Below are 19,042 nucleotides of genomic sequence, written 5' to 3' on the forward strand. Positions count from 1 at the left end.
GGAGGACCCATGGCGTTCGGCTGGATCGACGAGCAGGCGGAACTGCGCCGCGGGGCCGGACTCGTCCGCACCCTGCGCCCCCGGTCCGCCGACACGCCGCTGCTCGACCTGGCGAGCAACGACTACCTGGGCCTGGCCCGGCATCCGGAGGTCACCGAGGGCGCCGCGCGGGCCGCGCTGACCTGGGGCGGCGGGGCGACCGGATCCCGGCTCGTCACCGGCACCACCGCCCTCCACACCGAACTGGAACGCGAACTGGCCGGTTTCTGCGGCTTCGAGGCGGCCCTGGTCCTCTCCTCCGGCTACGCCGCCAACCTCGCCGCCGTCACCGCGCTGGCCCCGCACGGCTCCAGGATCGTCTCCGACGCGGGCAACCACGCCTCGCTGATCGACGGCTGCCGGCTGGCCCGCGGGACGACGCACGTCACGGCGCACGCCGACCCCGACGCCGTGCGCAAGGCGCTGGGCGGGCACGACGGGCCCGCGGTCGCGGTGTCCGACACGGTGTTCTCGGTGGACGGCGACGCCGCCCCGCTCACCGGGCTCGCCGAGGCGTGCCGGGAGCACGGTGCCGGTCTGGTGCTCGACGACGCGCACGGGCTGGGCGTGCTGGGCGACGGGGGGCGCGGTGCCCCGCACGCGGCGGGGCTCGCGGGCGACGACGACGTCGTCGTGACGGTCACGCTGTCGAAGTCGCTCGGCAGCCAGGGCGGAGCGGTGCTCGGCCCGGCCCGGGTGATCGATCACCTGGTCAACACGGCCCGGACGTTCATCTTCGACACGGGACTCGCCCCCGCCGCGGCCGGTGCGGCCCTGGCGGCCCTCCGGCTGCTGCGCCGGGAGCCGGAGCGTGCGGCGCGGGCGGGCGGGGTGGCGCGGGACCTGCACGCCCGGCTGACGGCCGCGGGTCTGGAAGCGGTGCGTCCGGACGCCGCGGTCGTCTCCGTGCGCGCTCCCTCCCCGGAGCAGGCCGTACGATGGGCGGCCGACTGCCGGGCGGCCGGCCTGTCCGTGGGCTGCTTCCGTCCTCCTTCCGTGCCCGACGGCGTCTCACGGCTCAGACTGACCGCCCGCGCGGACCTGTCCGGGGCGGAGATCGAACGCGCTGTACGGGTGATCGGCGAGACGCGGCCATGAGTCGGCGGGCACGGCCGTGCGTCGCCCGGTGACGGGTCGGCCGGGTCGTCAGCCGACCACGGTCACGAACCGGGCCCAGCTGTCGGGGGAGAAGAGCAGCACGGGCCCGTCCGGGGCCTTGGAGTCGCGCACGGCGAGCAGCCCGGCCAGGGGGCCGGCGGCCGGCCGGGCCGTCTCGACGCAGTTGTTCGCCCCCGTGCTGTAGCTGCTGCGCAGCCACCTCACATCGCGCAGTGCGAGGCCGGAAGGGACGGTCCGAGGGGGTGCGGGCATCGTGCCTCCTTATGCGCCGGCTGCGGCACCGGCGATGAAATCCAACGAGTCCTCGGGGGAAAGGGCGTGGATCGAAAGGACGTCAAAGGCCTCCGAGTAGGCCCGGAGGTCTTCTTTCCGCTCCAGATGGAGGCTACTCGTCAAGTGGTCGAGAACAACCACGTCCAGATCAGAAGTGCGCGAAAATGAAAAGATTACGAAAGGGCCGGTCACGCCGATATGCGCACCGGCGCTGAACGGCAGTACCTGCAGACGCACTTGGGGCAGACGGGCCGCCTCGACCAACCGGCCCAGCTGACGGCGCATCACCCCCGGGCCGCCGACCTCCCGGCGCAGCACCGCCTCGTCCAGCACCGCGCTCAGCTCCAGCGGAGGCGTCGCCCGCAGCACGTCCTGCCGGGCCAGCCGCACCTCCACCAGGGCGTCCAGACGCTCCTCCGAGGCGCCCTCCAGGGCCGCCTCCGTCACCGCACGCGCGTACTCCGGGGTCTGCAGCAGCCCCGGGATCACCGTGGTCTCCAGGGTGCGCATCGCGCTCGCCTGCGACTCCAGGCTGATGAAGTCCCGGTAGGTCGGCGGCAGTACCCCGCGGTAGGCGTGCCACCAGTGGTGCCGCCCGTCGCCGTCACCGGAGCCCGACAGCACCAGCAGCAACTCCCGCAGCTGCGGATCCGCCACGCCGTAGACGTCGAGGAGCAACCGCACATCGGCCGGTTTCGCCCCGCTCGTGCCCGTCTCGATCCGGCTCACCTTCGACTGGTGCCAGCCCGCCAGCCGGGCCGCCCCACCGCTGGTGAGCCCCGCCGAGACGCGCAGCGCGCGCAGTTCGGCGCCCAGTTTCCGGCGGCGCACCGCGGGACCGTGCTGCATGGGCTTCTCCTTACCCCCTCCGAGCCGCCCGGATACGGTCTCCCGTCGCAGAGTTCACCGCTTTGAGCGACAGATATATGCACATCTTGGTGGATCGCCGTTCCGCGCCGTGCGGTGATGGCAGTCTGGCGGCGAAGCACCAGTGCGGGACCGTACTCGAACCAGCCGCTCCGTGTCGGACTGCGGTCCCGTGGGAAAGGGACGACGTCGCCATGGCAGACCATCTGGAAGCATCCGTCACTCTGCCGAGCGATCCCGCCTCGGTCGCGGCCGCCCGTGCCCATGTGGTGGGGGCGCTGGAGGAATGGGGCATGCCGGCGGGCGCGGAACTGTGCGACACCGTCCGGCTGATCGTCTCCGAACTCGCCACCAACGCGGTGCAGCACACGTTCGGGCAGTCCCCCACGTTCACCGTGGACGTCGTCCTGGTCCGGGACGAGCGGGTGCACATCGGCGTCACGGACAGTCACCCGCGACTCCCCAAGCGGCTGCCCGCGGCGGTCCAGCAGGACAACGGCCGCGGGCTGGTCATCATCCGCTGGCTGACCGTCGAATGCGGCGGCAGGCTGAGGGTCCGCCCCACGCGCGAGGGCGGCAAGACCGTGTCGGTCGAACTTCCGTGGGCCGTCCGGCCCGCCGGAGCGGTCACGGCGGCCGGACGGCAGGAGCAGTAGGGGCGGCGTCGGCCGGGGACGGCGGGGCGGCGGGGTGGCCGAAGCCGCCGCCCCCCGTGGTCACTTCACCCGGCCGTACCAGACGCTGCGGGTCCAGATCTTCTGCAGGCGCACCACGTCCCCGGTCTTCGGGGCGTGCCAGATCTTGCCCTTACCCGCGTAGATGCCGACGTGGTAGACGTAGCTGCCCGAATGGAAGAACACCAGGTCCCCCGCCTTGCGGTTCTTGGCGGAGATGTGACGCGTCTTGTTGTACTGCTGCTCGGCGGTGCGCGGCAGCTTCTTGCCCGCCTTCTTGAACGAGTACAGCGTCAGACCCGAACAGTCGAACCTGGACGGGCCCGTGGCGCCCCACTTGTAGGGCGAGCCCTTCTTGGAGGCGGCGACGCGCAGCGCCTTGGTGGCCGTGCTCGCGGCGGCCGCCTCCGAGGCGGCGCCGGGGACCACGATGGAGCCGCCCACGGCGGCCAGGGTGAGGGCCGAGGCCGTGCCGGCCCGGGCCATGAGAGACGGGACACGATTGAGCGCAGTCATGCGCAACCCTTCGTCAGCCGCCTGTGAAGGATGACCTGTCGGATTCGGGCTGGCGAAGTTGCCCGGCCGCACCTGTGCGGCTTCACCCCAAGGACTGCTCGGAACTGACGCTCCGGCGGCCCGTCGTGCTCGGGTCCTCCACTCCTGCCGATCCACTCCTGTCGACCGGTCATCCGGGCGGCGGCAGGACTCGGCGTCCGCCCGGATCGCCCCGCCGCGGCGGCGGGGTCTTGTCGTCAGTCAGGGATCTTGGCTCATGAAGCGATCGAAATCCCAACGGAACGTGGAGTTTGTGTTGTTACTCACCACTCATCCGTTCGGGTGGACACCTTCCTGTTCGGGTCCGCGCCGAGGGCCCGGGGAGCCGTGGACCAGGGCCGGTATGCCCCGTTCCGGCCGTGGAGTACGCGCGTCACGCAACTCCGAGGGTCCGAAAACAGCAGGTTCGTCTACGCCGGACGGGGGTACGCCGTTTGGTCCGTTTCGGCCCCGGCCGGGGCACGCGGCCGTCCGGGGCCGCCGGCCGGGGTCCGCGGGCGTCAACCGGCGGAGTCCGGCGGGAGGGTGACCCGGGCCGTGCGGCGCTCACCGTCCAGTACCCGCAGGGCCCGGGCCAGCGTGCCGGCGTGCAACTCGCTCTCGCCGCGCCGGTGCATCAGGGTCAGCGCCTCGCGCAGCGCGACGGCGCTGCCGACCAGCGCCTGGGCGGCGCGCAGTCCGCGGTAGGTGTCACCGCCCAGGGCCGGGTTGATCCGGCCGAGCAGGTCGACGATCTCGAGGTAACGGTCGATCAGCTCGGCCTCCGCGCGGGTCAGCGCGGGCAGCGGCGGCAGCTCCGGTGGCAGCATCCGCGGCTCACCTCGCGCCGGGGGCGGGGGACGCGATCCCGCGGCCGGTCACGATCCGGTCCGCCGGGCCGTACTCCACCGCCGCCCGCACGTCGAGGGCCGCGTCCCGCTCGATCTCCGCCCGGACCCGCTCCGCGGTGCGGCCGGTGTGCCGGACCGGGAGCTCCTCCGTCCGCGACCGGACGCGGGCCGGCTCCCCGGCCCGGATCGCCGGATCGCCGGCCCGTTCCTCGACCGGCTCCGGGAGGGAGGGCCGGCGGAGCGCCGGTGCGGCGTGGAAGGAGCCGCCGGGGGAGTGGTGCTCCAGGTGTACGGGCTGCGCCACCACGTCGTTCGCGGAGGTCTCGTCGATCGGTGTCCCGAGGGCGGCGACGCGCCCCTCGAGCGGCTTCGAGCAGGGGTCCGTCGGCCGGTTTCCGGACGCCGTGCGTTCGGTGGGCCCGGGCAGGACGTGGCGGGCGGCCGGTCGGGTCATGGGAGCCCCTCCTGTCTGGTCGTCTCCGTAAAAAATGTACAGGACGTACGTGACGTTATGATGGGTCCATGGCCTACGAGATTCCGGTGACCCAAGCCAGGGCTGAGCTCGCCGACCTCATCAACCGCGTGGTGTACGGCGGTGAGCGCGTCGTCGTGACCCGGCACGGGAAACCCCTCGTCGCCCTCGTCTCCGCCGATGACCTGCGACGACTCGAGGAGCTCCGCCGGCTCGAGGAGCCTGCCGAGGAGCAGGTGGTCAGCACGGTGTCCGGGGTCCGCGAGGTCGCGTCCGCTCCCCGCGAACGCCGGCGCTTCGGCATCGCGGCGGAGCACCGGGGAACGGCCGGCTCGTAAGCCCCGTCCGGTTGGCGGAACACCCCTGACCGGTTATCGGGTTGGCAAAGAACGGCCTCGGGCCCTGTCCCCGGCGGCCTCGCAGCGGCGAGGATCCCCCGTACCCATCGCAACGATGAACGGGGAGGCCCCACTTGAGGGACAGCAGACCGAGGAGACGGGCGGGAGCGCTCGGTTCGGCCGGGGTGCTCGTCGCGGCGACGCTCATAGCCGGCGCCGTCGCGGCACCCGCGGCGAGCGCGACGGCGGACACCCGCCACGGCGAGGACCGCGAGGCCAGGGGCGTCGCCGTCGCGGCCGCCCGGGCGGCGAAGACCGGCATCGACTGGCAGGACTGCCCCGAGGACTGGAACCTGGCCAAGCCGATCCAGTGCGGCCGGGTCTCGGTGCCGGTGGACTACGCCGAGCCGTACGGCGAGCAGATCGAGCTCGCCGTCGACCGCATCGGCAACACCGGCACCAGGAGCGAGCGCCAGGGCGCCCTGCTCTACAACCCGGGCGGTCCCGGCGGATCCGGTCTGCGCTTCCCGGCCCGGGTCACCTCCGGGAACCCGGTCTGGGCCGACGTGGCCGAGGCGTACGACTTCGTGGGTTTCGACCCGCGCGGCGTCGGCAGGTCCGCGCCCATCTCCTGCGTCGATCCGCAGGAGTTCGTCAAGGCGCCCAAGGCGGACCCGGTGCCCCGCTCCGAGGCCGACAAGCTCGCCCAGCGCAAGCTCGCCCGCGAGTACGCCGAGGGCTGCCGGGAGCGCAGCGGCGCGATGCTGCCGCACATGACCACGCCGAACACCGCGCGCGACCTCGACGTCGTCCGCGCCGCCCTCGGCGAGAAGAAGCTCAACTTCCTCGGCGTCTCCTACGGCACCTACCTCGGCGCCGTCTACGCCACCCTTTTCCCGGGCCACGTCCGCCGCATGGTCGTCGACAGCGTGGTCAACCCCTCCCGCGAGAAGATCTGGTACCAGGCCAACCTGGACCAGGACGTCGCCTTCGAGGGCCGCTGGGAGGACTGGCAGGACTGGGTCGCGAAGAACGACGCGACCTACCACCTCGGAGACACCCGCGCCGAGGTCCAGGAGCGGTGGCTCGAGCTGCGCGCCACCGCCGAGGAGAACCCCCTCGGTGGCGTCGTCGGTCCGGCCGAGCTGATCTCCTTCTTCCAGAGCGCCCCGTACTACGACTCCGCGTGGGCACCCACGGCGGACGTCTTCAGCCGGTACGTCGCCGGCGACACCCGGGCGCTCGTCGACGCGGCCGCCCCCGACCTGTCCGACACGGCGGGCAACGCGGCCGCGGAGAACGGCAACGCGGTCTACACGGCCGTGGAGTGCGCCGACGCCAAGTGGCCCACCGCCTGGCGCACGTGGGACCGCGACAACACCCGGCTGCACCGGGACCACCCGTTCATGACGTGGGCCAACGCCTGGATGAACCTCCCCTGCGCCACCTGGCCGGCCAAGCAGCGGACGCCCGTGGACGTGAAGTCCGGCAAGGGCCTGCCGCCGGTGCTGATCGTCCAGTCCGAGCGTGACGCGGCCACCCCGTACGCGGGCGCCGTCGAACTGCACCAGCGGCTCAGGGGCTCCCGCCTCGTCACCGAACGCAACGCCGGGTCCCACGGCGTCACCGGCCTGGTCAACCCCTGCGTCAACGACCGGGTGGACACCTACCTGCTCACCGGCGAGCTGGACCGCTCCGACGTGACGTGCGCACCGCACGCCACCCCGAAGCCCTGAGCCCACGCCGTACGGCACGGGGGCGGCCGGGACTCTCCGGCCGCCCCCCGTCCGCGTCCGCAGCGGTCAGCTCAGCGGCATGCGCGGGAAGCGGCTTCTCCCCTCCGCCCCGCGCCCGGCGTCCTCGGCCTTGACGACGGTCGCGTACCGGTCGACGTACTCCTGCCCGGAGAGGGCGAGGATGGCGTACATGATCTCGTCGGTGGCGGCGCGCAGGACCGCCTTCTCGTTCTCCATCCCCGCGTAGCGCGAGAAGTCCAGCGGTTCGCCGAAACGGATCACCACCGGGCGGATCCGGGGAATCCTCCTGCCGGGCGGCTGCGCCTCGAACGTGCCGATCATCGCGCAGGGGACCACCGGCACGCCCGCCTTCAGGGCCATCACCGCGACGCCGACCTTGCCCTTGTAGAGACGGCCGTCGTGCGAGCGCGTGCCCTCCGGGTAGATGCCGAGCAGCTCCCCCCTGCCCAGCACGCCGAGGCCCTCCCGGATGGCGGCCTGCCCGGCCTCCTTGCCGGAGCGGTCGACGGGGATCTGCCCCGCGCTGTGGAAGAAGAACGCCGTCAGCCGGCCCTTGAGGCCGGGGCCGGTGAAGTACTCGGCCTTGGCGAGGAAGGTGATGCGCCGCTTGAGCACGGCCGGCATCAGGAAGTGGTCCGAGAACGACAGGTGGTTGCCGGCGACGATGGCGGCGCCGGACGACGGCACGTGCTCCAGGCCCTCCGTCCGGGGCCGGAAGACCAGTCGCAGCAGCGGGCCCAGCAGCACGTACTTGAGCAGGTAGTAGAACAAGTGCACGCTCCTCGACTCCGGTGGACGGGTGGTGCCGCCGCGTCCCGGGCGGGCCGTCCGGCACGTCGTGGGGTGCCAGTCTAGGTCCGGGTGCCGTGGCCCGACACCACGTCCGACGCGACGGGACGCACCCGCCCGGGACGTTGAGCACCCGTCAGGCGGCGGAGCGGGGGAGTAGGCTCGTCACCATGCGGATCTCCGTCTCCTCCGACATGGACGAACCCGTGGCCCGCGCCCTCCTCGCCGAGCTCCGCGAACGCGGCCACGACGTGCGGGCGCACGGCGCCCTGAACCCCGGGGACGACGCGCGGTGGGCCGTCTGCTCCGAGGCGGCGGCCCGTGAGGTCGCCTCCGGGACGGCCGACCAGGCGGTGGTGTGCTGCTGGACCGGAACCGGCGCCTCGATCGCCGCGAACAAGGTGCCCGGCGTCCGGGCCGCCCTGTGCACGGACGCCCCCACGGCGGACGGCGCGCGCCGCTGGAACGACGCCAACGTGCTGGCGCTCAGCCTGCGGCTGACGTCCGGGCCGCTGCTGAGGGAGATCCTCGACGCCTGGTTCGCCGGCGCGCCCAGCGACGACCCGGAGGACCGGCGCAACGTGGCCCACACGGCACGCCTGGACCGGGAGCGCACGGGTCCCTGACCCGGGGACGGCCGCGTGGCGGTCACAGCCGTACGACGACCAGCGCCGTGTCGTCGGTGGCGCCGCCGGGCGGCAGCAGCTCCCGCAGCACGGTGTCGGCGAGCGCCTCGGGATCCTGTCCCCGGTGCCGGCGCAGGGCCCCGGCGAGCCGCCGCAGCCCCGTGTCGATGTCCTCACGGCGCCGTTCGACCAGCCCGTCGGTGTAGAGCACCAGCACCGCCCCCGGTGCGAAACCGGTCATCGCCTCCGGCCGGGGCGCCGGATCGGGCTGGGCGTCGAGCGGGGGGTCGGTGGCCCGGTCGAGGAACTCCACGCGTCCGTCGTGGTGCAGCAGCGCGGGCGGCGGATGGCCGGCGCTGCTGTAGGTGAGGGTGTGCCGGTCGAAGTCGATGAAGGCCGTCACCGCCGTCGCGGACTCGGCGCCGTCCACCACGTGGGCGTAGCGGCCCACCACGTCCAGCGCCCGCGCGGGCCCGTCCGCCACCCGGGAGGCGGCGCTGAGCGCGCTGCGCAGCTGGCCCATGACACCGGCGGCCGCCAGTCCGTGCCCGACCACGTCGCCCACGGACACGGCGATGCGGTGCCCCCGCACCAGGTCGACCAGGTCGTACCAGTCCCCGCAGACGTTGAGCGAGCCCACCGCGGGCCGATAGCGCACGGCGGCCCGGTGGTGGCCGACCGGCCGGTGGGTCGACAGCATCGCCTCCTGCAGGGACAGGGCCACCTCGCGTTCCCGGGCGTGCGCCTGCCGCAGCCAGTTGTTGAGGTCCTGCAGCTCACGGGCGCGCGTGTACAGCTCGGCCTCCAGCACCCGCTCCCGGCCGTCACCCGCACCGCCCCGGACCCGGAGCAGCTCGGTGACCTCCTCGACCCGGTGCACGATCAGCGCGATCCGCCCGTCGGGTCCGGGCACCGGGGTGTTCACCGGGCTCCAGTAGCGCTCCTCCCAGTGCCCGGAGTGCTCCGGGCTCTCCACGTCGTACCGCTGCACGGCCATGGTGTCGCGCTCGCCCGTGGACAGGACCCGCTGCAGCGAGGCGCGCAGATGGTGGGCGCCCGTCGCCTCCGGGTCGTTCGGGTTCTCCGGGAAGACGTCGAACAGGTAGCGGCCCACGAGGTCCTCGCGGGACCGCCCCGACCCGCGGACGAAGGCCTCGTTGACGTCCGCGTAGACCAGGTCCGGGGTCAGCAGCGCCACCATGCCGGGCAGGGCCCGGTAGACCGCCGCGTAGTCGATCGGCGCTTCCGCCATGGGCCCTCGCCTCACTCCGGCGGCGCGGTCAGCGACTGCTCCGCCCAGATGATCTTCCCGTCGGGGACGAACCGGGTGCCCCACCGCTGGGCCAGCTGGGAGACCAGCAGCAGCCCGCGTCCGCCCTCGTCCGTCGCGCGGGGATGCCGCAGGTGGGGAGCGGTGGAGCCGCCGTCGAACACCTCGCACACCAGCGCCCGCTCCCGGATCAGCCGCAACCGCACGGGTCCGCCGGCGTGCCGGATGGCGTTGGTGACCAGTTCGCTGACGACCAGTTCCGTGGTGAGGACCAGCTCGTCCAGCCCCCAGCGGGCCAGCTGCCGGGTGCTGGTCCTGCGGGCCTCGGCCACGACCGCCGGATCCGCCGGCAGGTCCCAGACCGCGACCTGTCCGGGGTCCAGGCGTCTGGTGCGGGCCATCATCAGGGCCGCGTCGTCGTACGGCCGGGCCGGGACCAGCGTGTCGATCACCGCGCGGCAGCCCGGTTCGAGCGCGGCCGCGGCCTCCCGGAGCACCCGCCGCAGCCGTTCGCGGCCCGTCCCGCCGGACGCGGCCTCCCCGTCGGCCAGCAGACCGTCCGTGTGCAGGGCGAGCGTGCTCCCCTCGGCCAGGAGCAGCTCCACCGCCTCGAACGGCGGGCCGCCCACACCGAGCGCCGGTCCCTGCGGAAGGTCGACGAAGGTGACCGTGCCGTCGGGCGCCACCACGGCCGGCGCGGGATGCCCCGCGGTCGCCAGCGTGCACCGCCCGTCCACCGGGTCGTAGACGACGTACAGACAACCGGACCCCACGGACCGGCCGGGGAACTCCCCGGGCTCTCCGGCACCCTCGTCCCGCGCCGGCCGGGACGCCAGGTCGTCCAGATGGGCGAGCACCTCCTCGGGCGGCAGGTCGATCGCGGCCAGCGTCCGTACGGCGGTGCGCAGCCGCCCCATGGCCGCGGCGGCGTCGATGCCGTGCCCCGGCACCTCGCCGACGACCAGGGCGACCCGGGCGCCGGACAGCGGGATCAGGTCGTACCAGTCGCCGCCCAGCCCGGTCAGCTCGTCCGCCGGGCGGTAGCAGGCGGACACTTCCACGGCGTCCTGCTCGGGCAGCCGCCGGGGCAGCAGACTGCGCTGCAGGACCAGCGCGGCGTCCCGCTCGCGGGTGTAGCGCCGGGCGTTGTCCACGCAGACGGCGGCGCGGGAGACGAGGTCCTCGGCCAGATGGAGGTCGTCCTCGGTGAAGGGATCGTGCCGACGGCGGAAGAACCCGGTGACGCCCAGGGTGACGCCCCGGGCCCGGACCGGGACGATCATCGCGCTCCGCAGGCCGAGCTCCAGGAAGGTGGACTCCCGGCCGCCCGGCGGTGTGGCCCACGCCAGGGCGAGCGGGTCGAGCCGCTCCTGGAGCCAGGACCGGCCCGTGGTCAGACAGCGCACCGGAGGAGAGTCCGCCAGGTACCACAGGACCGCCCCGGTCTCCATGGCGGCCCGCGGCAGGTCCTCGTACAGCGACCGCTGGCCCGCCCGGCACAGCGGCACGCGGTCGGAACCGGTGAGCGGGCCCGGCTGGACCTCGGCGCCGCGCAGCACCGGCTCCAGCAGGTCCACGGCGACGTAGTCCGCGAGTTCCGGCACGGTCACGTCGGCCAGTTCCTGCGCGGTGCGCAGGACGTCCAGGGAGCGGCCGATGTGCTTGCCGGCCCGGTCGAGCAGGGCGAGGCGCTGACGGGCGCGGTGCCGCTCGGTGACGTCCACGACGGTGTAGTACACGCCCACCGGGCGGCCCCGGCCGTCGTCGAGCCGGGTGAACGACAGCATGTGGGCGGTCTCGCGCAGCGGCGCCGAGCGGACGCGACCGACGTGCTCGTAGTCGACCACCTGTTCGCCGGTGTCCAGTACGTGCCGCATCCGCTCCTCGACGGCCTCGGCGTCCATGCCCGGCTGGACGTCCGCGAACCGCAGCCCCAGGCGCCGCCCGGCCGGCCCGCCGCCGAACTGCTCGAGCGCGGCGTTGGACCACACGAAGCGCAGCTCCGTGTCCACGACCGCGATGCCGATCGACGTCCCGGCGACCATCTGCTCCAGCACGGCGCGGCTCATGTCCCAGCCGGGCGGGCCGGCCGGCTCCGACAGCAGGACCAGCAGCGACGAACGGTCCCCCGGCTCCACGGTCGGCGTGATCCGCACCGCCACCGCGACCGGCCGCCCGTCCCGGCGCCGGGCCGTCATCGGCCCCGCCCAGTCGCCGTCCGCCCGGCACCGCTCGACCAGGTCCGGCACCCGCTCGGCGTCCTCGGGGACCAGCAGCTCGGCGAACTTGCGGCCCACGGCCTCGGAGGCGCGGTACCCCAGCAGTCGCTCGGCCCGGCCGGTCCAGCCCGACACCATGCCCTGCGGATCGAGCACCAGGGGAACGACGTCGGCCACGTCGAACCCCTGCCGGGCCACGTCCTGCTCCTGGTGTCCGCCCACGGCCGACCTCTCTGTCGCTGAGAGTGGTCTACCCCCTCTTGTCCCCCTCCTCACTCTTGGGAGGGATGGGAGTTTTGGGGGCATGTCGTCCCCCGCCGGGCCCCGGCGGGGGACGGCGGCTCAGACCTGCCGGGCCAGGACCTTCTCCAGGGTGTGCAGGGCGTCCTGGAGCTCCTCCGCCGTGACCGTCAGCGGCGGGGCCAGACGGATGGTGGAGCCGTGGGTGTCCTTGACCAGGACGCCCTCCCGCATCAGCCACTCGCTGACCTCGCGGCCGGTGCCGAGCGCCGGGTCGACGTCCACGCCCGCCCACAGGCCGCGGGAGCGGAAGCCGACCACGCCCTTGCCGACGAGCGACTCCAGGCCCTCGCGCAGGATGCCGCCCAGTTCCGCCGCACGGCGCTGGAACTCGCCCGTCTCCAGCAGCTCCACCACGGCCGTGCCGACCGCCGCGGCCAGCGGATTGCCGCCGAACGTCGACCCGTGCTCGCCCGGACGGAGCACCTGGAGCACCTCCCGCCGGGCCACCACCGCCGACACCGGGACGATGCCGCCGCCCAGCGCCTTGCCGAGCAGGACGACGTCCGGGACGACCGCCTCGTGCTCCACCGCGAGCGTGCGGCCCGTGCGGCCCAGACCCGACTGGATCTCGTCCGCGACGAACAGGCACCCCTTGCGGCGGGTCAGCTCCCGCACCCCGGTGAGGTAGCCGTCGTCCGGGACGACCACCCCCGCCTCGCCCTGGATCGGCTCGATCAGCACCGCCGCCGTCGTCTCGTCGACGGCCGCCTCCAGGGCCGCCAGGTCGTTGTACGGCACCACCCGGAAGCCCGGGGTGAACGGCCCGAACCCGGCCCGCGCGACCTCGTCCGTCGAGAAGCTCACGATCGTCGTCGTGCGGCCGTGGAAGTTGCCCGCCGCCACCACGATCGTCGCCCGGTCCGCCGGGACGCCCTTCACGTCGTAGGCCCACTTGCGGGCCACCTTGATCCCGCTCTCCACCGCCTCCGCGCCGGTGTTCATGGGCAGCACCATGTCGAGACCGGTCAGCGCGGCCAGCCGCTGCGCGAACCCGGCGAGCCGGTCGTGGTGGAACGCGCGCGAGGTCAGCGTGAGCCGGTCCAGCTGGCGGTGCGCCGCCTCGACCAGCGCCGGATGCCGGTGGCCGAAGTTGAGCGCCGAGTAGCCGGCCAGCATGTCCAGGTACCGCCGGCCCTCCACGTCCTCCACCCACGCGCCCTCCGCGCGGGCGACGACCACGGGCAGCGGATGGTAGTTGTGCGCGAGGACCGGCTCCTCCGCACCGATCAGTTCGGCGGACGTACGCGCGGGGACGACAGCAGTCATGAGCGGATCTCCTGTGTGCAGCACTTGATGCCCCCGCCTGCCTTGTGGAACTCGGACAGGTCGACGGGAACGGGAACGTAGCCCCGGGCGGCGAGCCGGGCGGCGAGGGCCCGGGCCCCCGGCGGGAGGAACACGTGGCGCCCGTCGGAGACGGCGTTCAGCCCGAACGCCGCGGCGTCCTCACGGGTCGCGAGCACCGCGTCCGGGTACAGCAGGGCGAGGACCTCGCGGCTCCCCGGCGAGAACGCCTCCGGGTAGTACGCGACGTTCTCCTCGTCCAGCACGAACAGCGCCGTGTCCAGGTGGTAGAAGTACGGATCCACCAGCGTCAGGCCGATCACCGGCACCCCGAAGAACTCCTGTGCCTCACGGTGCGCCTCGGGAGTGGTGCGGAACCCGGTGCCGGCGAGGATCCAGCGCCCGGCGGGCACCAGGTCGCCCTCGCCCTCGCACACCGATCCGGGACGGTGCACCTCGTACCCCCGGGCCTTGAACCAGGCCTCGTACGGCACGGACTCGGGGCGCCGCTCGGGCGCCAGGAACAGGGAGCCGAGGACACGGCCCGCCACGACGACCGCCGCGTTCGCGGCGAACACCATGTCGGGCAGTCCGGGCTCCGGCTTCACGTTCTCCACGGTATGGCCGTGGTCACGGTAGGTGTCGACCAGCGTCCGCCACTGGTGTCGGGCGAGGGCGACGTCGACGGGACGGCCGGGGCGCATCCAGGGGTTGATCGCGTACCGCACGGCGAAGTGTCTGGGTTCGCAGACGAGGTATCGCCGCCGGGACGCCACACGGAAGTCGGGCACAGAGGGGTTCCTCCGCTTCCACGCGGTCTCGAAGGGGATGAGACCACGGTAGGAAGCGGACGACGGGGACGACAAGGAACAAGAGCTGCGCGTCCACGCAGGAACGCTGCGCGGTCCCACCCTTCAGCGCACGTCCGGTGCGTCCTCCGGCGCGGGCTGACTCACTCCTGCCTCAGGACTGTCGGGCAGCAGGTGGGACAGCACCATCACGCTGATCGTCTTCCGGATGAACGGCTCCTGGCGGATCCGCTCCAGCACCTCCTCGAAGTGCTCCACGTCCCGCGCCCGCACGTGCAGCAGCGCGTCGGCGCCGCCGGTCACCGTCATCGCCGCGGCGATCTCCGGATGGTTGCGCACCACCTCCGCCAGCCGCCGGGGCGGCGCCGCCCCCTCGCAGTACACCTCCACGTACGCCTCGGTGCGCCAGCCCAGCGCGGACGGCCGCACCGTCGCCGTGAAGCCGGTGATCACCCCGGTCTCGCGCAACCGGTCCACCCGGCGCTTGACCGCCGTCGACGACAGCCCGACGGACGCGCCGATCTCGGCGAAGGACGTCCTGGCGTTCGCCATCAGCGCGGTGACGATCTTCCGGTCGAGTTCGTCGAACGACGCGGGCCTGCTGCTCATGCGGGCACTGTATCCAGCACGAACGCCCATGTCCGGGGCATGTCCAGACGGGGGAATCCCCCCTACACTCCACCTTCATGCTGCGCGCCCTCGCCGTCGACGACGAACGTCCCTCGCTGGAGGAACTGCTCTACCTGCTGAACGCCGACCCCCGCGTCGGCAGCGCCGAGGGCGCCGGCGACGCCACCGAGGCGCTGCGCCGCATCAACCGCGCCCTGGAGTCGGGACCCGACGGGCCGGAGGCCATCGACGTCGTCTTCCTCGACATCCAGATGCCCGGCCTCGACGGCCTCGACCTCGCCCGGCTGCTCAGCGGGTTCGCCCGGCCGCCGCTGATCGTGTTCGTCACCGCCCACGAGGACTTCGCCGTCCAGGCCTTCGACCTCAAGGCCGTCGACTACGTGCTCAAGCCCGTCCGCAGGGAACGGCTGGCCGAAGCCGTCCGCCGTGCCGCCGCGCAGCGCGGCGCCACCCCGCGCGACACCGCCCCGCGCATCCCCGTGCACGAACCCGATCCCGACCACATACCCGTCGAGCTCGGCGGCGTGACCCGCTTCGTCGCCGTCGACGACATCACCCACGTCGAGGCCCAGGGCGACTACGCCCGGCTCCACACCGACCGGGGCAGCCACCTCCTGCGGATCCCGCTGTCCACCCTGGAGGAGCGCTGGCGCTCCCGCGGCTTCGTCCGCATCCACCGCCGCCATCTGGTCGCCCTGCGCCACATCGGCGAGCTCCGGCTCGACGCCGGCACCGTGAGCGTCCTGGTCGGCGCCGAGGAACTCCAGGTCAGCCGACGGCACGCCCGCGAACTGCGGGACCTGCTGATGCGCCGGACCACGGACTAGGGGAGGACGCGTGCCCCAGGACCCGACCGAACGCCGCGTGGTCGTCACCGGCCCGCCCCGCCGCGCCCTCCCCCACGCCCGGCTCCGCTCGCGCGGGTGGTACCCCCACTCCTCCGGCTACTACCGCCCGCGCACCGAGATCGACGAGCAGACCACCCTCGGCCACACCTACGTCCGCTCCCTGATGCGCATCCAGCTGCGCACCGGGCTCGCCGTGTTCGCCGTCCTCGCCCTGCTCATCGGCCCGCTCCCGCTGGTCTTCGCCGCCGCCCCGGACGCCCGCCGCCTGGAGTGGGCGGTGCTCGGCTTCGGGCTCTACCCCCCGCTGGTCCTGCTCGCCCGCTGGTACGTGCGACGCGCCGAACGCAACGAACGCGACTTCGTGCGGCTCGTCGAGGACCGCTGAGACCGGGACCCCACCACCGTGAACTCCAGCTACGCCGTTCCCGCCGTCGCCCTCGTGGTCCTCGCGACCGTCCTCGTCGGCGCCTTCGGCCTGCGCGTCTCCCGCACCACCTCCGACTTCTACGTCGCCTCCCGCACCGTCGGCCCCCGTCTCAACGCGGCCGCCATCAGCGGCGAGTACCTCTCCGCCGCCTCCTTCCTCGGCATCGCGGGACTCGTCCTGGTCCAGGGCCCGGACATGCTCTGGTACCCGGTCGGCTACACCGCCGGCTACCTGGTGCTGCTGCTGTTCGTCGCCGCCCCGCTGCGCCGCTCCGGCGCCTACACCCTGCCCGACTTCGCCGAGGCCCGGCTCGCCTCGCAGACCGTGCGACGGCTCGCGGGGACCCTCGTCGTCGGCGTCGGCTGGCTGTACCTGCTGCCGCAGCTCCAGGGCGCGGGGCTCACCCTGACCGTCCTCACCGGAGCGCCCGACTGGCTCGGCGGGGTCATCGTGGCCGTCGTGGTGACCGTCATCGTCGGCGCGGGCGGCATGCGCAGCATCACCTTCGTCCAGGCCTTCCAGTACTGGCTGAAACTCACCGCCCTGCTCGTCCCCGCACTCTTCCTGATCGCGGCCTGGCAGAGCGACGGCGCCCCCAGCCACGCCTTCGACGAACCGGCCGCCTTCCGCGACCAGCGGACGGTCCGCGTCGACGACACCCTCGACCTCCGGCTGGCCGGACCGCTCACCGTCACCGTGGACGGCACCGTGGACGGCCGCGACCTCGACGGCACCGAGATCGCCCTGTCCGCCGGCCCCCACCGCATCGACGGCGGCACCCGGCTCACCTTCGCCGAGGGCGCCGAGGTCCCGGCCGCCGGACGCGGCGCCGACGACGTCCTGTCGCCCTCGCGCGCGGAGTCCCGCGAGGAACGCCCGCTGTACGCGACGTACGGGCTGATCCTCGCCACCTTCTTCGGCACCATGGGACTGCCCCACGTCGTCGTCCGCTTCTACACCAGCCCGCACGGCGTGGCCGCCCGCCGCACCACCGTCGCCGTCCTCGGCCTGATCGGCGCCTTCTACCTGCTGCCCCCGGTCTACGGCGCCCTGGGCCGTCTCTACGCCCCCGAGCTCACCCTCACCGGTGACGCGGACGCCGCCGTCCTGCTGCTGCCCGGCCGCATGATCGGCGGGACGGGCGGCGACCTCCTCGGGGCGCTGGTCGCCGGGGGCGCCTTCGCCGCGTTCCTGTCGACGGCCTCCGGGCTCACCATGGCGGTGGCCGGCGTGCTCACCCAGGACGTGCTCCCCTCACGCGGCGTGCGCCACTTCCGGCTCGGCACCGTCCTCGCGATGGCCGTGCCCCTCGGGGCGAGCCTCCTGGTCGGCGGGCTGCCGGTGGCCGACGCCGTGGGGCTCGCCTTCGCCGTGTCCGCCTCGTCGTTCTGCCCGCTGCTCGTCCTCGGCATCTGGTGGCGCCGGCTGACCCCGCCGGGCGCGGCGGCCGGGATGCTGGTGGGCGGCGGCTCCGCGTTCGCCGCCGTCGCCGCGACCATGGCCGGCTACCCGGGCGACGGACCCCTGCACGCCCTGCTCGCCTGGCCCGCGCTGTGGACGGTGCCGCTCGGCTTCCTCACCATGATCCTGGTGTCCCTGGCCACCCCCGGCCGGGTGCCGCCCGGCACGGCGGCGGTCCTGGCCCGCTTCCACCTGCCGGAGGAACTCCGTACGGAGGTGTCCGCGTGAGCGGTTTCCTCGCCGGTCTGCTCGTCGCCGTCCTGCCCCTGCTGGCCGCCGGGTTCTGGATCGGCCGGCGCACCGCCCGGCCCGCCGGCCTCGCCGGGCTCGGCACCCCCGTCGAGCACGCCACCTTCGAGACCCTGCACACCGCCTCCCTGGCCACACCCCCGCTGCGGGCCGGACTGACGGAGGAGGCCGCCGGCAGGTCCGCCCGCAAACTGCGCTCCCTGCTCGGCACCGACGCCCTGTGCCTCACCGACCGGGAACGGGTCCTCGTCTGGGACGGCGCCGGCGCCCACCACCGCACCGAGATCATGGAACGGCTCGGCGGCCCCCTCGACACCGGCCGCGGCGAGGCCTTCCCGCTCACCTGCGACACCCCCGACTGCCCGGTGCGCTGGGCGGTGGTCGCCCCGCTCACCGTCGACGACCGGGTGCACGGCGCGCTCGTCGCCTGCGCGCCCCGCGAATCCGCCGTCCTGGTGCGGGCCGCGGGGGAGGTCGCCCGCTGGGTCTCCGTCCAGCTGGAGCTCGCCGACCTCGACCAGTCCCGCACCCGCCTCATCGAGGCCGAGATCAGGGCGCTGCGGGCGCAGATCTCCCCGCACTTCATCTTCAACTCGCTCGCCGTGATCGCCTCGTTCGTCCGCACCGACCCCGAACGGGCCCGCGAGCTGCTCCTGGAGTTCGCCGACTTCACCCGCTACTCGTTCCGCCGGCACGGCGACTTCACCACCCTCGCCGACGAGCTCCACGCCATCGACCACTACCTGGCCCTGGTGCGGGCACGCTTCGGCGACCGCCTCTCCGTCACCCTGCAGATCGCCCCCGAGGTGCTGCCGGTCGCGCTGCCCTTCCTCTGTCTCCAGCCCCTGGTGGAGAACGCCGTCAAGCACGGGCTGGAGGGCAAGGCCGACACCTGTCACATCCAGATCACCGCGCAGGACGCCGGTGCCGAGGCCCTGGTCGTCATCGAGGACGACGGCGCCGGCATGGACCCCGGCCTGCTGCGCCGCATCCTGGCCCGCGAGGTCAGCCCCACCGGGGGCATCGGCCTGTCCAACGTGGACGACCGGCTCCGTCAGGTCTACGGCGACGACCACGGTCTCGTCATCGAGACCGCCGTGGGCGCGGGGATGAGGATCACCGTCCGGCTGCCGAAGTACCAGCCGGGCGTGCACCTGACGGGACGGCTCGCCCCGAAGTGAGGCCGGCCGCCCCGGGCTCCGC

At 73.7% G+C, this 19,042-nt stretch carries 20 protein-coding genes and 1 riboswitch; of the genes, 9 read left to right on the forward strand and 11 right to left on the reverse strand.

What is annotated here, in order from left to right; genetic code table 11:
- Positions 1-9 precede the first annotated feature (9 nt).
- Positions 10-1,137 (forward strand): 8-amino-7-oxononanoate synthase, encoded by a 1,128-nt coding sequence (locus ABTY20_RS16690; protein ID WP_351997736.1) that lies wholly within the window; start codon positions 10-12, stop codon positions 1,135-1,137.
- Between the two features lie 48 nt (positions 1,138-1,185).
- Here ABTY20_RS16690 and ABTY20_RS16695 read toward each other — a convergent pair whose 3' ends face one another.
- On the reverse strand, positions 1,186-1,410 hold the full coding sequence (locus ABTY20_RS16695) for a DUF397 domain-containing protein (RefSeq protein WP_351997737.1): 225 nt from the start codon (positions 1,408-1,410) through the stop codon (positions 1,186-1,188).
- A gap of 9 nt (positions 1,411-1,419) precedes the next feature.
- A complete protein-coding gene (locus ABTY20_RS16700) occupies positions 1,420-2,280 on the reverse strand; it encodes a helix-turn-helix domain-containing protein (RefSeq protein WP_351997738.1) in 861 nt (286 codons plus the stop codon).
- A gap of 212 nt (positions 2,281-2,492) precedes the next feature.
- On the opposite strand from ABTY20_RS16700, the gene ABTY20_RS16705 reads away from it, so the two are divergent.
- Complete coding sequence (locus tag ABTY20_RS16705; protein ID WP_351997739.1) at positions 2,493-2,954, forward strand: ATP-binding protein; 462 nt, start codon at positions 2,493-2,495, stop codon at positions 2,952-2,954.
- A 60-nt stretch (positions 2,955-3,014) separates the two neighbouring features.
- Here the strand turns inward: ABTY20_RS16705 and ABTY20_RS16710 are convergent, their stop codons facing one another.
- The 3 genes from ABTY20_RS16710 to ABTY20_RS16720 all read right to left on the reverse strand — a co-directional run bounded on the left by ABTY20_RS16710 (position 3,015) and on the right by ABTY20_RS16720 (position 4,811).
- Positions 3,015-3,488: a C40 family peptidase gene (locus ABTY20_RS16710; RefSeq protein WP_351997740.1), complete on the reverse strand. Its 474-nt coding sequence runs from the start codon at positions 3,486-3,488 to the stop codon at positions 3,015-3,017.
- A 4-nt stretch (positions 3,489-3,492) separates the two neighbouring features.
- Positions 3,493-3,684, reverse strand: a riboswitch (cyclic di-AMP (ydaO/yuaA leader).
- A gap of 343 nt (positions 3,685-4,027) precedes the next feature.
- Entirely contained in the window at positions 4,028-4,336 is a 309-nt protein-coding gene (locus ABTY20_RS16715) for a hypothetical protein (RefSeq protein WP_351997741.1), read from the reverse strand.
- 7 nt (positions 4,337-4,343) lie between these two features.
- Positions 4,344-4,811, reverse strand: a complete 468-nt coding sequence (locus ABTY20_RS16720; RefSeq protein WP_351997742.1) for an ATP-dependent Clp protease proteolytic subunit — start codon at positions 4,809-4,811, stop codon at positions 4,344-4,346.
- Between the two features lie 68 nt (positions 4,812-4,879).
- Between ABTY20_RS16720 and ABTY20_RS16725 the strand changes: the two genes are divergently transcribed.
- Both ABTY20_RS16725 and ABTY20_RS16730 read left to right on the forward strand, forming a co-directional pair.
- The gene (locus ABTY20_RS16725; protein ID WP_351997743.1) at positions 4,880-5,167 is read left to right on the forward strand and encodes a type II toxin-antitoxin system Phd/YefM family antitoxin; all 288 of its coding nucleotides are present in this window, start codon (positions 4,880-4,882) and stop codon (positions 5,165-5,167) included.
- 134 nt (positions 5,168-5,301) lie between these two features.
- Entirely contained in the window at positions 5,302-6,903 is a 1,602-nt protein-coding gene (locus ABTY20_RS16730) for an alpha/beta hydrolase (RefSeq protein ID WP_351997744.1), read from the forward strand.
- A 66-nt stretch (positions 6,904-6,969) separates the two neighbouring features.
- Here the strand turns inward: ABTY20_RS16730 and ABTY20_RS16735 are convergent, their stop codons facing one another.
- A complete protein-coding gene (locus tag ABTY20_RS16735) occupies positions 6,970-7,695 on the reverse strand; it encodes a lysophospholipid acyltransferase family protein (RefSeq protein ID WP_351997745.1) in 726 nt (241 codons plus the stop codon).
- A 188-nt stretch (positions 7,696-7,883) separates the two neighbouring features.
- Between ABTY20_RS16735 and ABTY20_RS16740 the strand changes: the two genes are divergently transcribed.
- On the forward strand, positions 7,884-8,339 hold the full coding sequence (locus ABTY20_RS16740) for an RpiB/LacA/LacB family sugar-phosphate isomerase (RefSeq protein ID WP_351997746.1): 456 nt from the start codon (positions 7,884-7,886) through the stop codon (positions 8,337-8,339).
- 22 nt (positions 8,340-8,361) lie between these two features.
- Here the strand turns inward: ABTY20_RS16740 and ABTY20_RS16745 are convergent, their stop codons facing one another.
- The 5 genes from ABTY20_RS16745 to ABTY20_RS16765 form a co-directional block, all read right to left on the reverse strand.
- Positions 8,362-9,591: a PP2C family protein-serine/threonine phosphatase gene (locus ABTY20_RS16745; protein ID WP_351997747.1), complete on the reverse strand. Its 1,230-nt coding sequence runs from the start codon at positions 9,589-9,591 to the stop codon at positions 8,362-8,364.
- An 11-nt stretch (positions 9,592-9,602) separates the two neighbouring features.
- Positions 9,603-12,050: a SpoIIE family protein phosphatase gene (locus ABTY20_RS16750; protein ID WP_351997748.1), complete on the reverse strand. Its 2,448-nt coding sequence runs from the start codon at positions 12,048-12,050 to the stop codon at positions 9,603-9,605.
- A 120-nt stretch (positions 12,051-12,170) separates the two neighbouring features.
- Entirely contained in the window at positions 12,171-13,397 is a 1,227-nt protein-coding gene (gene rocD / locus ABTY20_RS16755) for an ornithine--oxo-acid transaminase (RefSeq protein ID WP_351997749.1), read from the reverse strand.
- Entirely contained in the window at positions 13,394-14,206 is an 813-nt protein-coding gene (gene ddaH / locus ABTY20_RS16760) for a dimethylargininase (RefSeq protein ID WP_351997750.1), read from the reverse strand. Before ddaH ends, rocD begins: the two co-directional genes overlap by 4 nt.
- Before the next feature lie 123 nt (positions 14,207-14,329).
- A complete protein-coding gene (locus ABTY20_RS16765) occupies positions 14,330-14,833 on the reverse strand; it encodes an Lrp/AsnC family transcriptional regulator (RefSeq protein ID WP_351997751.1) in 504 nt (167 codons plus the stop codon).
- 77 nt (positions 14,834-14,910) lie between these two features.
- Here ABTY20_RS16765 and ABTY20_RS16770 point away from each other — a divergent pair, with 77 nt between their 5' ends.
- The 4 genes from ABTY20_RS16770 to ABTY20_RS16785 are packed head-to-tail and all read left to right on the forward strand — an operon-like array spanning position 14,911 to position 19,020.
- Positions 14,911-15,681, forward strand: coding sequence for a LytR/AlgR family response regulator transcription factor (locus ABTY20_RS16770; protein WP_351997752.1), 771 nt, complete (start codon positions 14,911-14,913; stop codon positions 15,679-15,681).
- Between the two features lie 10 nt (positions 15,682-15,691).
- Complete coding sequence (locus ABTY20_RS16775; RefSeq protein ID WP_351997753.1) at positions 15,692-16,087, forward strand: hypothetical protein; 396 nt, start codon at positions 15,692-15,694, stop codon at positions 16,085-16,087.
- Positions 16,088-16,105: 18 nt separating this feature from the next.
- Complete coding sequence (locus ABTY20_RS16780; protein ID WP_351997754.1) at positions 16,106-17,818, forward strand: sodium/solute symporter; 1,713 nt, start codon at positions 16,106-16,108, stop codon at positions 17,816-17,818.
- Positions 17,815-19,020, forward strand: coding sequence for a sensor histidine kinase (locus ABTY20_RS16785; protein ID WP_351997755.1), 1,206 nt, complete (start codon positions 17,815-17,817; stop codon positions 19,018-19,020). Before ABTY20_RS16780 ends, ABTY20_RS16785 begins: the two co-directional genes overlap by 4 nt.
- Positions 19,021-19,042: the final 22 nt, after the last annotated feature.

Origin of the sequence: Streptomyces sp. NPDC126497 (genome assembly GCF_040302425.1) — a bacterium.
Taxonomy (GTDB): domain Bacteria; phylum Actinomycetota; class Actinomycetes; order Streptomycetales; family Streptomycetaceae; genus Streptomyces.